Genomic DNA, 13,148 nt, shown 5'->3' with positions numbered 1-13,148 from the left:
ATTACATTCTGAATCTTCTACACCCGTACACATGTCCCTACCACTCTGCGTTCGTTCAGCTTGGTTCTCCAACCGTCCTTCTCTCCCGAAAAGAATTAACGGTTGAAGGTCGCAGTTCCTTCCGAAGATGCTTCGTTCAAAACCTTAGATGCGGTCTCCTCTTCCAGACCTTCCACACCCAAATATTTAAGCGCGCTGAGCGCATACACTTTGGCGCACTGGATAATCTGCCACACGGGTGCTTTTTCATTAAAATTGTGAATGGTGGACAGCTCTGCCGGACCATATTGCAAGACCGGAATCTGATGATTGCGGAAGTGGCGTGCATCGCTGGATGCCCATTGCAGCACACCGTACGCCTCTTCGCCGCTCACTTCGCTGATGCTCTCCACCAGTTGGCTAACGATCGGTTCATGCGCTGGAGTCCAGTTTGCGTTGCCCTGAAACCCAAACGGCTTCAGCTCTGACTCAATTCCCGCTTCAAGCAGCAGCGAGCGGGCACGGTCGAGCACATCCCGGTAATCCACACCAAATGGGACACGCGAATCCACCTGAACAGTGCAGCGATCCGCAACCACATTTACCTTGGTTCCACCCTGAATTGAACCGATATTTACCGTCACATGGTCGAACACCTGATAGGCCAGACCTGCCTGTTCGCGGTCACGCGCATACTCCTGCGAGATGCGGATAATATCCTTCACTTCTTCCGGGATGTCCGGCTTGATGTCCCACAGCCGCTGCAAGGCTTCAATGCCTTTGGCTGCCTTCACAATCGCGTTATCCCCTACAATGGGCTGCAAACTGCCATGGCCTGGCGTGCCTTCCACCGTAAACTCGAACCAGCAGCTCCCCTTTTGTCCGATCGTTGGATGCTGCGGGCTGGAAGGTTCAGCGATTACTGCGGCGGTTCCGGTTGCAAGACCACGTTCGAGCACCCACGGCACTCCCAGATCACCACCTGTTTCTTCATCCGGGACAATCATCAGCGACAGGTCACCACGCAAAGGCACACCCAGCTTCGCCAGAATAACCGTTGCATAGATCAGGCCCGCAAGCCCGCCCTTCATGTCGGATGCTCCGCGTCCAAGCATGTATCCGTCCCTGATTTCACCGCAGAACGGATCAAAATCCCAACGGGAGAGATCCCCGGCTGGCACAACGTCTGTATGACCACAGAAAATGAGATGTTTATCTGACTTGTCTGCGCCTTCTCCATTCAACGTCGAGATCAGGTTAAACATGGTTTCAGTTGCCGCGTGTACTTTGGTGTCGATTCCAGCCTGATGCAGATATTCGATAATAAAAGCGCTAATCTCACGCGAATCCCCTGGAGGGTTCTCTGTCGGAAAACGGATCAATTGTGAACATAGCTCCAGTAATTCGTCCTGGCCTTCCTCAATTGCATCAAGTACCTTCCTTTTCCAATCCATCCTGATCAGGCTCCTTCCAAATATGGGTTGTATTATGGTCAATACGAATCGTCACAAGACAGGCATAATAGCCTGTCCCCGAGACATCCGTTCAATTACTGCTCTTTGCTAAGTGGATAGAAACGGAGAACCTCATCCGGGTAATACACGTATCCGCTGACTTTGTTGTTCATACCAACAACCCGGTTGTACTCGTAAAGATATGCCCATGGCGCTTCCGTCGTAATGATCTCCTGTGCCTTCATGTACAGTTCGTTGCGTTTCGCCTGATCCGGTTCGGAGCCTGCTTCTTCCCACAGTTTGTTCACTTCCGCATTGTTGTAATGAATGTAGTTGGAAGAGCCTTCACCGTAGAGCAGGAAGCCCAGGTGGTATCCAGGATCGTTAACAAAAGAAGTCCATTTGGAGATGTAAGAGACTAAATTCCCGTCTTTTTGCTGTTCCAGGAACTGAGCACGAGCCACTTTGTTAATGTTCATTTTGACACCGATTTTGGCCAACTCAGCTTGGATCAGAACCGCGTCATATTCCCAATCATCAAATCCGGAACCGAGGGTAAAGTCAAAGCTGAATCCTTCCGCATAACCTGCTTCTTTCAACAATTCCTTGGCTTTGTCCAGATTGTACTCGTACACATAGCCTGCATCCGTAAAACCTGGTGTGTTGCTTGCTACAGCACTCTTCATCTCTTTGGCCTGACCGTACATAACATCGTTGATTAATTGGTCATACGGGATCGCATAGCTGATGGCCTGACGCACTTTTTCATTATCAAACGGTTTGACATTGTTGTTCATCGCGAAGAATAAAATGCGGTTACTCGCATTCGACTTGATCGTTAAATTACTGTTCTCCTGCAAAGCCGCAACATCTTTGGGAGGAATCTCGATCGCCATGTCTACGTCACTTTTGTTCAGCAGCAGCACACGGTTGGAGGCTTCCTTCGTGAATTTCAGCGTGACTTTGCTGAGCTTCGGTGCACCTTGCCAGTAGTCGTTGTTGGCCTGGAAGACCGCTTCACTGGCCGGGTCCCATTTTTCAAGCGTGAACGGTCCTGATCCGGCAGCATTTGTTTTCAAATAATCGTCACCTTTTTCCTCGACCAACTTCTGGTCCACAATGGAGAAGGTATACATGGCAATGATTTGGGTGAACATGTGGTTTGCTTTATTCAGTACGATCTCGACTGTGGAGTCGTCCTTGGCAGTCACACTCTTAATGTCCGCCATTCCGTATAGAAAGCTGCCGGAGCTGGACTTCGCCACACGGTCAAAAGAGTACACAACTGCATCCGCATTGACCGGATTTCCACTTTGGAATTTCAAACCGCTTTTGATTTTGAATGTATACGTCATATTGTCATCAGACACTTCCCAGCTCTCGGCGAGCATCGGCTGAATATCCTCTGTGTTGGCAACGTCAGCACCATCTACCGTTTTGACACCATAGGTTACCAGCTGGTCATAGGTTGCCAGGACCAATGTGTCCGAGGTCAGGTCATTCGCCTCCGCCGGGTCCATCGTAGTTCCACCCTCAGAGTAAGCAACCGTTAGTGTAGATGCGGGCTTCGTATTCTCTCCTGAGCCGGATGCCGCAGGCTGCTGGTTGGCATTGCTGGCACAGCCGCCAAGAACAACGGTAAGAGCAATCATTGCAGAAAACCATTTGAGCTTTTTCATTTTTAGTTTCCTCCCCTTTTTGAACCAGTCTTATGATGTGATACTGTAAAACGTTGCTGCTTTTATTAGACAGAGCGAATATGTGCACCAGTACCTGATAAGCAGCTTACTATATTCCTGATACCAACCGCAGCAGCATTCGATCAGCCTACTGCTGGTGAGGGAACCTTGCATGCCCTTATCTCAGACATTCCCCGCAAATCAGTTCCCCCATCAGCTATCTATGAATCGGTTCTGTAGAGGCTGATGTGACCATCCTCTATTTTCCCGAACGCAACCTTGGGTCCAGTACATCACGGAAACCATCTCCGAGCAGGTTAAAGCCAAGAATGGATGTGGCTATAGCCAGCCCAGGGAACGTCACGAGCCACCATTGTCCGGAAATGATATACTCCCGACCTTCAGAGATCATAGCTCCCCATTCGGCTGTAGGCGGTTTAACGCCAAGACCGAGAAAGCTCAAACTGGACGCCGTCAGAATGGCAAAACCCATACCGAGTGTGGCCTGTACCAACAACGGTGCCAAAGCATTCGGCAAAATGTGGCGAAACAGAATCACTCTGTCCCTTACACCAATCGCTCTGCTGGCCTCCACGTACTCCTTCTCGCGCAAGGATACCGTCTGTCCATACATCAATCTGGCAAACTCAGGAATGCCGACAATCCCTACAGCAATCATGGCACTCGTCAGTCCATTGCCGATGGAAGCCGCAATCGCCATGGAGAGGACCAGCGAGGGAAAGGCAAGCAGTACATCCATCACCCGCATAATGATATTGCCGGTACGTCCACCATAATAAGCAGCAATTCCGCCAAGCGGAACCCCGATGACAAACGAGATGCTGACGGCAATCAAGCCCGTCCAGATGCTTATTCTGGCTCCATACAGAACACGACTCAGAATGTCCCGGCCATAGTTATCCGTACCAAACCAGTGACCACCTGATGGGGATTCCAGCTTCACGGCCGTATTCGTCACGTACGGATCATAAGGGGCAATCCACGGCGCAATAGCAGCAATGACAGTCCACATGACAATAAAGGTCAGACCAATGGCAGCGAGCCGATTGCGAAGCAACAGTCTCAGAAAGGTTTTGGGTTTGGGAACAACCGCTGGTACAGGTTTAGTTCCCATGGAAGTCGGTGCGGCAGTACTCACAGCGGTACTCCTCCTTTCGCGGCGACCCTATTCATAACGGATTCGTGGATCAATCAATCCATAGACCAGATCCACCGCCAGATTTATAAAGCTGAACAGAATGGCACTTACCAGTGTGAAGGCCTGAATTGGTGCATAATCGGCAGCCAGAATCGAATCTGTGACATAACCGCCGACACCAGGCCAGGAAAAGATCGTTTCTGTGATTACCGCACCACCGAGTAATCCACCGAACTGAAGGCCAAGTACGGTCAACGTGGGAATCAGGGCATTGATCAGGGCGTGTTTGCCGACGACAGCGGTTTCACTCAAGCCCTTGGCTCGTGCAGTACGCACATAATCCTGTCCGATGACTTCCAGCATGCTGGATCTGGTCATACGCGCCACTATCGCCATCGTTCCTGTGCTCAGGCATATCGCCGGGAGCAGCAAATGTGCCAGACTGCTTTTGAGTGCAACCATATCGCCAGTCATAAGACTGTCTATCACGTACAATCCGGTGATATGCGTCGGTGGATTGAGGTCTCCGCTGATACGTCCCATTGGAGCTGGAGCCCAGCCAAGAATGGAATAGAAGATGTAAATAAATAGCAGCCCCAGCCAGAAGATCGGTACACATGCTCCAATCAGTGAGAACACTCTGGAGATGTGGTCCATAAAGGACTCTTTTCGAGTTGCGGCGATGATACCTACCGGAATCGCAACACAGATGGCTATAATCACACTGGCCAGCGTCAGCTCAATGGTTGCCGGAAAGCGGGTGGCGAAATCACTCAGCACCGTATGACCAGTATGGTAGGCGAAGCCCAGATTGCCTTGAAGCAACTGTCCCAGGTAGCTAAAAAATTGTACAAATAATGGCTTGTCCAATCCCATGTCCATTCGGATTTTGGCAATGACATCATCCGTAGCCTGTTCGCCAGCCATGACAATGGCCGGATCTCCCGGAAGAACGCGGGACAGGATGAAGGTAATCACCACAATGCCGATCAGCGCCGGAATCATCTGCAGCAGCCTTCGGAGCGTGTAAGCAAACAATCGATCAACCCCTTTAACTCTGATGTCTCACTTGCTGTTTTACGGTTCTCTGTGGACGGCCCAGTCTTGAAAACTTGTCTGTTCATCCGTCACTTCTTTGTAATTGTGCTTATTTTACCTATAATCCTTGCGTCGAACTACGTCCCTTTTAGCTAAAAAAAAGCACAACCGTTTGTCGATTGTGCACTAATGTCTCCTATTAATGTTATGTTAAATTACACTCTAAGACATAGTTCGCTATTTTTCGACCTATATCTACCATATCCTCCATTGTTGATTTTGCTGAAAAGCAAGTGCCCGATTGGCAGGACCTACACCTCTTGTCTATCCTGCTTCATGTAGTAATACACAAGACACAGATGACAGACAAATTGTTCACGCGGCTGGTTCAGGTCGAAGCCTGTAATATCCCGGATACGCTCCAGCCGGTATTTCACGGAATTCCGGTGAATATAGAGGCGATTGGCTGTCTCGATCAGGCTCCCCCTGCTTTCCAGATAATAAAAAAAGGTCCGCAGCAAGTCACCACTGTGTTCATCGTCATAAGCCCGCAATTTTCCCAACTTCCGCTCAAACAATGCTGCAAAACCCGGATCATTCGCCGTTTCACTCAGCAAATGATATACCTCCACATCCTCAAACCGGGTTGTACGTCCACCCGACAAACGGGAGGATACCATCAGGGCATTTCTGGCCTCGCCATAGCTTTGATACATATTCCAAAGCGGAACCTGGGTGCCCACGCCTGTCCTGAACTGTCCAAGCTTGTTGGCCGGATCTTCGAGCCATAGCCCAATGGTATCGGTCCAAGATTGAACGTCATCCATCCACACTGCATCCCTGGACTCCGGTGTTGGCAAAAAGAGGACTGCCCTGTTGGTCCGGAACTCAATATGAGGCGCTACTCTCCGTTTTCTGGCCTCCTGACCAAGCAATTCGGTCAACAGGTCTTCATCCGGAGCCGTCTCCCCTTCCATCACGGCCACTTCCCATAAATGCTCCGGATTCATGCCGAGCTTGCGACCTCTCGATTCAGCTTCATGCGGTAACAGTAGAGGGGGTGTCAGCAGCTCGTCGATGAAATTGCCCCGAAGACGCAATTCGGTATCTTCCGCCACCTTGTTCCTCATCAATTCCAGCGATAGTACCAGTCTGGCCTGTTCAATTCCGACTTGTTCCATCTCATCCAGGGAGTCCTTGTCCACAAGCAGCCGGGCAACCTTCCGCCGATCCAGATTAATCTCCCATACGAGTGGGTCCACAGCTTCCTTCCAGTCATAATCCGGTGGTGAAGACACAATCATCTGTCCCGCATTGTCAATAACACCTACAGGTGCCTGAAGCAGTTCAGCCACATTGTCCCCTACAGCCTGAATCCCGCTGTTTTCAAGCACCATGGTCATCAGCGTCCGATATACTTCCTCTGACCTGCGAAGCAGTGCGGCCTGTCGATCCAGTACCAGTTCCATAACAGGCTGCGTAATATCCATGTAGGGTATTTCCGGAGGAATCTCAATGATGGGCAGACCGCAGTCATTACTGGCTGCAACGGCTTCTTTCGGGATTTCTTTGAGGAAACGCGCTGGCTTGATGGCCAAAGCAGCAGCCCCGGCTTCATTAAGCGTATAAATCAGTTCTCCGAGCAACCCGGGATTATCGCGAATTGAGTAGGCTGTTGTCAGCATAAGCATGCCTTCTCGCAACCATCCTTGCAGATCGGGCACCTCCATAATATCCACGAACCGCACAACCCGATCCAATCCCTGGTGTCCGCTAATGACTTTGGCCTTGCTGAGTATAGGAATATTCAACAGTTCCTTCAATGTTATACCTGTCGTTTTCAAGCCTATCGACCACCCTGAGCCAGATTTGCATATCATTCTTGCATACTGCATCTCATTTTTTTGGATAGTTTACCAGACTATCTATTCAAAAAAAACGGGAAATTCTGTGATATCCATATAACATGAAATGATTCCACAAAATAAAGTAACAATAATACGTTGTTAGATGTAGTTAACGATATTAAAAATAAACTCATTACTTTATCGCGTCACATCAAAATAAAATAGAATAAATTATACACACCCCCTTTGCATACATTCGCCGCGCTACTCCCATCATACCCGACACCCTTTATCCAGCACAAATAACGCCGATGCAGTTATTCACCAACATCGGCGTTAGAATCAAACCCTACAAACCTAAAAGTCAGCCAATAGCACACATCCCACACGCCCTTGATCACACATTCAATGCAGACACGGCTGCCCCTAATGAATAGATCGGGTCAAGCGCTCGGATATGCAGTTCTTTTTCCACTTCTATGGCGAAACCCATCGTGGCAAAACCGGTACACGCAAGAACGATGGACTCGGCACCTTCCGCCTTCAGTCTTCTGGCTGCTTCCATAGCTGCGATTCGCCCCTGTGGCGTGTTGAGATCCACCGTAGTTACCACACCTTCGGGACGCTCCATCCCAATATAGGCATCACCCAGTATTCCTCGAATCAGGAGTGGCACTTCCTTCAGGATGGTCAATACGCCTACTCGCGCTGCTGAAGTAAGCGCAAGATGTGCAGCACATGATCCAGCACCATAGACGGGGATGTGAACAGCGGAACGTATGTCTGCGAGAGCTGGATCGGCTGCACAACTGATACCGATAGCGGTACAGCCTTCCTGTTCGAGTTCCCGCGCCAGATCCACAATTTTGGGAATCGATTGAAGCTCTGTGGTCTGATCATATACCCCCAGCGGTTGATCGGGAATACAGCGACTCCGAACCGGAATGCCATATCGCCCTTCAATCAATGCCCCGTGTCTGTGGATATCCTCTTCATGATGAAGCGTAATCACTCTGATAAGACCCAACATCGGCATTCCTCCCCAGGCTGTGGATATCTTGTGCATATGTTACCCACAAACTGTTGATAGTTACCCCCAGTTATGTGGATAACTATTTATATATTGTGAATATGTTGTGTATTTGTCGCCAAAACTACCGCGTAATTTACGTATCGGTCCCCATTGTGGATATGTTGTGTACGCTCTCATACACCTTTTCTTTGATCCACAAGGATATCTTTGATTTTCCTGCTCTATTTCTGATCAAGCAATTCTCCCTGACGCATAATCAACACATCATCAATGTACACATCCGGCTTCTGCACAACGGCATCAATATGAACACCAGCTGCAACTGTGCCACCAAAGGTATTGTTACTGCCAAAGGCAACATGAATCGTGCCGTAGACTTTCTCGTCCTCCAGGACAACACCTGTGATTCGTGCCTTGTCATTGGTACCAATGCCGAATTCGCCAAGAATTCGACCATCACCTTCGCCCAGCATGGATAACAACCTGTCTCCTTCAGCGCCAGTTGCCGTAATAAGGCGGCCCTCTCTAACCGTCAATAGAACAGGTTCGCTGATCGCACCTATTCCTGCGATTGAGCCATCCACCAGGATATCACCCTCTCCAATGCCTTCAACGGGGGCGATATACGCTTCGCCGGACGGCAAATTGCCGGACTCACCTGGCTTGAGGTACATTCCTGTACTCGGTACGCCATTGCGTCCCTGTATGGAGAACGACAGCTGGTGTCCATCTTTCTCGATGCGGACGCTGCTGCCTGCACTTAGCATGGCTGTGACCTTATCTGTCAAAGCCTTCACCTTGGGATATTCTGCGGTAATAGCGCCGTTCATGAACATATCGTCCGTCATACCCGGCATCGTCGCTACCCGAGTCCCAGCAGCTGCTGCCTGTTTACGAGCCTGCGTATGGGTTAGTGAATAGCGGGTTACGCATACGGCAACATCTGCACGCTTCATCGCTTCGGCGATCGGAGCAGGCGGCTCTTCACCGGATTTGCTTCGTTCCTTCATCACCATTAGCACCGCATCCGCTCCCAATGCCTTGCCCGCTTCATATATGGATTCGGCCAGCTCTCTCTTGGCATCATCCGCCACGACAGCCAGCGTCTCACCACTGCGAAGTCCAAGGCATTCCACCAAAACATTTTTACTGACGTCAATTCGTTGCTGATTCATCTGTTCGTCTCCTCCTGTGTCAGACCATTTCCGCTACTAGCTTACCCATTAGAGCATTCGACAAAATGACCGGGATTCCTGCGCTGGCATTGGCAACCCACTGACGGTGGCGCTCATCGTACCCCATGCAATCCAGTAAAATGAGTTCAACACGCCCCTTCAGGGATTCGGCCGCCTGACGGAATTCATCTTCGCCGGATGTATAGGGAGAAGCTGCGGCAAATGCAGGCTGGACCAGGGTAGAAAACTTCAGATCGAGCTGTCCCCCCTGCTCGGGTAATGGCCCGATAAGCCCGAGACGTCGCCCATCGGCCATGGCCTGTACGGCTGGAGGAATGATGCGATCAGGCTCAATAAGGTGCACCCTGGCTGAACGCAGACCCGGAAATGAACCTGTGCACAGCAACAAAATATTGGAGATGCCCAAGGCTTCGATCTCACGGATTTTGCGGTCCAATATCGGCCTGATTTTTTCACGGGATACGATGGCTGCACTGCCGTCCAGGAGACGGGAAGTTAGCACATAATCACCAGGCTCCGGTGCCAGCTTAGCGATCTGTGCTGCCGACAGTCCGTCCAACAACCCGACCTGAACAAGTTCGGCCCGCCCCTCCAGATGCTTCTCGATGACAGGCGCAACATCGGTCCGTGGAGCTTGTCCAATCGTAATCATGCCAAGCTGCTTAATCATCTTATAGCCTCCTACATATCAGATCGGCTGGTAGATGCCACGTTTATCCATAGCAGCCTTTCTACCTGCCGCATCAATCGTGACCTTCTCGGATTAAACTATGCAGAAGGAGCGGCCTGCTGTATCCCCGGGGTCTGAAGCACTTTCATCGATCCATACAGACGAGTAATCAGGTTATATTCCTCCTCGTTGTAGAACGAACAGGTGCCATTCGTGAATTCCTTGGCTGTCTCCACGACCAAACGAACTGCGCTTGCAATATCAACCTCATGGCTCGCTCCTGTGCCGCATCCCGGGACTGCAGATTGAGCGGTTATAGCTACGCCTACAACGGGTGCATGGGTAGCCACAGCTGGCTGCAAAATGGAATTGATATGGTATAAGTCATTGCCATAAGGAGTAATATCCTGCGTCGTAATCGGGAAAGTCACCGGTAGCTGCCCTGTGGTCATCTCCATGATTCGAAGCAAATCGTCACTTACCCGTAAAATGTATCCCTCTTTCACCGTTGGCGAAATGGCGATGCCTTTATGGTTAATCACCCGGTTTCCTTTGGTGGTATCAATGGACAAAATGGCTTCCATCTCGGGCAGAACCTCATGCTCATTCATCTGCAAAATGTCGACCGGGGAGTCCATAAAATCAACCGGCTCATGCGGAAGAGTAGGGGCATCCGGACAGATATGCGTCGTCACAATGACATCTCCCTTTAGCGAATCGCCCTTGGTCTGCATATCGGCGAGTTTCAGTCCTGCTGCAACAGCAGCGACGGCACCATCGGCATCCGACACGAGTCCGATGCGTGTTGGACGGGCACCGATTCCACCCAGTCGTCCGACAATTCCCATCGTCGGGGCCTGCCCTCCGGACAGCTTGCCGTCCGTACCGGGGATGATGATTTTAACAAAATCCGTACTTCCCTTTTCCCCTTGTACCGTCAGCACTTCAACCGAAACCTGTGGATATTGAACAAATATTTGCTTTACACTCTCACCATTTACATAAGCGCTGTCCAGCGCGTCCAGTGCCAATAACGTTTTTTGAAGTGGCATCGTACACATCCTCCTCTTAGCTGTTGATCTTGAAATCAAGTCTATCGCAGTTCAGAAGAGGGTCACAATGTACCGCCTTGCCAAAATGAGCATCGTTTATTTGTGCGACAAGTATAAATAGGAGTGAAAATAACGCTTTCATTCATTTTATCTAACTGTATGTGTAATATAATTTAACATTTCATTATGGAGTGCGCCGCTTCGACTGCCTTGGTCCGATTGAGCGGATTGGAACTCTTTGAATTTCACAGATCCCCAAATTGATTCTTCATTTGTCAAAACTCGAACTATAAAATACCAATTAAACAAACTTAAGTTTTACCGTTAACAAAAGATGATGTTTGCTCGAAATTTGTCGTACTTGTCCACATTTGGAATGCTGTACACACAGGATATCCACATATAGTATTAACCCTGTGTTAAATATGTCAATGAGGGGCTAGATATGATGGGGTTATCCACATTTCTGAAGCAATATTTTATTGTATTCTTCCGATCTGCGATCGTGGAGCCCCAAAACTAAAAAAATAGGCCAACCAGAATGGAATTCTGGCTGACCTATTGGAGTGGACTACTTATCCAAATGATTTGCGAAATGAATTTAAGCCTGTGGATACTAGTATGTGGATAACGATTCAAGGTTGAGATCCCTCATACCTTACTTAATAACGATGGGTAGTCCATGTTACTTTTTCAGACTATCCCAGTTTTGTTGCAATGCATCAAGCAAAGCTTTTTTGTCCGATTTGCCTGCTACATACGCCTGAATCGTGCTGCCAAATTCTTGTGGAACACCTTCAGGGAAACGATTGAAGTTCCAGCTTAATGTTTTGTTCTCTTGGCTGTATTTCATAATATCAGTTGCGAGGTCACCCAGATCCTCTTCGGATGCCTGAATCGAGCTGAACGCAGGGATAAACTTGAATTCTTTGGTCATGTATTGTTTACCGATATCCGATGTCACGAGCCATTCCAGGAACTCTTTCGCTTCCGGTTTCACTTGCGAATTCTTGTTCACAACCCAGTAGTTCGGTACGCCAACAAACAATTTGTCATTCGGTTCATTCGTAATTGGCATTGGCAGAATTCCGAGATTCAGATCAGGGTCGATTCCATCAATCTGTACCTGAGTCCAGTTCCCTTGCTGCATCATCGCCGCTTCTCCACTTGCAAACAGAGTCACTTGTGTATTGTAATCAGTTGTCAGTGGGTTTTTGTTGCTGTATTTCAGCGTCAAGTCGAGCATGTTCATCCAATCTGTGAACACTTGGTTACCAGGGATTTTCTCTGTGCCTTCGTTAAGACCTTGGATAAATTTCACCGGATCTGCCTGATTCGCAAATGCCACGTTTACGTTATGATTCCCGAGTACCCACCATTCCTGATATCCATTGGAGAACGGGGTAATACCTGCGGCTTGAAGTTTCTGTGCAGCCTGATCCAATTGTTCCAATGTGGTTGGAATTTCAGTAATGCCTGCTTTTTGGAAAAGGTCTTTGTTATAAATGAAGCCATAACCTTCCAGCGCCAGCGGTTGTCCATACAGTTTGCCGTCTTTGGTCATCGGCTCTTTGGCAACATCAAGCACATCTTTTACCCATGCCTCACCTGACAGGTCTTCCAAGTATTCGAGCCATGTGTCCAGTTCACGATATCCACCAACGTTGAAAATGTCCGGTTGTTCGCCTGAAGCGAACTTGGCTTTCAGTGCAGCGCCATAGTCACTGCCGCCGCCCACGGTCTGGATGTCCAGCTTGATGCCTGGATGGGAGGACTCATATTCCGCCTTGAGACGGTTAAGCGCTTCCGCAATTTCGACTTTGAATTGAAAGATTTTAATGGTTTTCTCTCCGGCAGCAGCCTCTCCGCCACTTTGAGCGTCTGTGTTAACAGGACTTCCACTCTTATCTCCGTTGCCACAACCTGCGAGCATTACAGAAAAAGCAATTAGCATAAGCAACGTCAACTTGGTCATTCTTTTCATACATACACTCTCCCTATAGTAATTTCAGTATAACAGCTTGTTGGTTTTATTCAGCCA

At 49.2% G+C, this 13,148-nt stretch carries 10 protein-coding genes; all 10 read right to left on the bottom strand.

Going from position 1 to position 13,148, the window contains the following annotated elements; translation table 11 throughout:
• Positions 1-95: 95 nt before the first annotated feature.
• Entirely contained in the window at positions 96-1,433 is a 1,338-nt protein-coding gene (locus tag P5G61_RS15865) for a M20 family metallopeptidase (RefSeq protein WP_301247420.1), read from the bottom strand.
• A gap of 95 nt (positions 1,434-1,528) precedes the next feature.
• Positions 1,529-3,112, bottom strand: a complete 1,584-nt coding sequence (locus P5G61_RS15860; RefSeq protein WP_301247419.1) for an ABC transporter substrate-binding protein — start codon at positions 3,110-3,112, stop codon at positions 1,529-1,531.
• Positions 3,113-3,371: 259 nt separating this feature from the next.
• Positions 3,372-4,247 carry an ABC transporter permease gene (locus tag P5G61_RS15855; protein WP_079348914.1) on the bottom strand — a complete coding sequence of 292 codons (876 nt, stop codon included), beginning with the start codon at positions 4,245-4,247 and terminating at the stop codon, positions 3,372-3,374.
• 51 nt (positions 4,248-4,298) lie between these two features.
• Positions 4,299-5,309 (bottom strand): ABC transporter permease, encoded by a 1,011-nt coding sequence (locus P5G61_RS15850; RefSeq protein WP_301247418.1) that lies wholly within the window; start codon positions 5,307-5,309, stop codon positions 4,299-4,301.
• 311 nt (positions 5,310-5,620) lie between these two features.
• Positions 5,621-7,153, bottom strand: coding sequence for a PucR family transcriptional regulator (locus tag P5G61_RS15845; RefSeq protein ID WP_301247417.1), 1,533 nt, complete (start codon positions 7,151-7,153; stop codon positions 5,621-5,623).
• Positions 7,154-7,553: 400 nt separating this feature from the next.
• Positions 7,554-8,186, bottom strand: a complete 633-nt coding sequence (locus P5G61_RS15840; protein WP_301247416.1) for an aspartate/glutamate racemase family protein — start codon at positions 8,184-8,186, stop codon at positions 7,554-7,556.
• Positions 8,187-8,410: 224 nt separating this feature from the next.
• The gene (locus P5G61_RS15835; protein ID WP_301247415.1) at positions 8,411-9,364 is read right to left on the bottom strand and encodes an aminopeptidase; all 954 of its coding nucleotides are present in this window, start codon (positions 9,362-9,364) and stop codon (positions 8,411-8,413) included.
• A 19-nt stretch (positions 9,365-9,383) separates the two neighbouring features.
• On the bottom strand, positions 9,384-10,055 hold the full coding sequence (locus P5G61_RS15830; RefSeq protein WP_301247414.1) for an AroM family protein: 672 nt from the start codon (positions 10,053-10,055) through the stop codon (positions 9,384-9,386).
• Between the two features lie 98 nt (positions 10,056-10,153).
• The gene (locus P5G61_RS15825) at positions 10,154-11,107 is read right to left on the bottom strand and encodes a DUF1177 domain-containing protein (protein ID WP_301247413.1); all 954 of its coding nucleotides are present in this window, start codon (positions 11,105-11,107) and stop codon (positions 10,154-10,156) included.
• A 685-nt stretch (positions 11,108-11,792) separates the two neighbouring features.
• On the bottom strand, positions 11,793-13,091 hold the full coding sequence (locus tag P5G61_RS15820) for an ABC transporter substrate-binding protein (RefSeq protein ID WP_079348791.1): 1,299 nt from the start codon (positions 13,089-13,091) through the stop codon (positions 11,793-11,795).
• Positions 13,092-13,148: the final 57 nt, after the last annotated feature.

It is taken from the genome of Paenibacillus vandeheii (assembly GCF_030433635.1).
In the GTDB taxonomy this organism is placed as follows: domain Bacteria; phylum Bacillota; class Bacilli; order Paenibacillales; family Paenibacillaceae; genus Paenibacillus; species Paenibacillus vandeheii.
This window is presented reverse-complemented; position numbering and strand designations above follow the sequence as displayed.

Excerpts from the sequence above, each read along its gene's own strand:
- P5G61_RS15830 (WP_301247414.1), bottom strand. The coding sequence starts at position 10,055 with ATGATTAAGCAGCTTGGCATGATTACGATTGGACAAGCTCCACGGACC.
- P5G61_RS15860 (WP_301247419.1), bottom strand. The coding sequence starts at position 3,112 with ATGAAAAAGCTCAAATGGTTTTCTGCAATGATTGCTCTTACCGTTGTT.
- P5G61_RS15855 (WP_079348914.1), bottom strand. The coding sequence starts at position 4,247 with ATGGGAACTAAACCTGTACCAGCGGTTGTTCCCAAACCCAAAACCTTT.
- P5G61_RS15865 (WP_301247420.1), bottom strand. The coding sequence starts at position 1,433 with ATGGATTGGAAAAGGAAGGTACTTGATGCAATTGAGGAAGGCCAGGAC.
- P5G61_RS15840 (WP_301247416.1), bottom strand. The coding sequence starts at position 8,186 with ATGTTGGGTCTTATCAGAGTGATTACGCTTCATCATGAAGAGGATATC.
- P5G61_RS15825 (WP_301247413.1), bottom strand. The coding sequence starts at position 11,107 with ATGCCACTTCAAAAAACGTTATTGGCACTGGACGCGCTGGACAGCGCT.
- P5G61_RS15820 (WP_079348791.1), bottom strand. The coding sequence starts at position 13,091 with ATGAAAAGAATGACCAAGTTGACGTTGCTTATGCTAATTGCTTTTTCT.
- P5G61_RS15835 (WP_301247415.1), bottom strand. The coding sequence starts at position 9,364 with ATGAATCAGCAACGAATTGACGTCAGTAAAAATGTTTTGGTGGAATGC.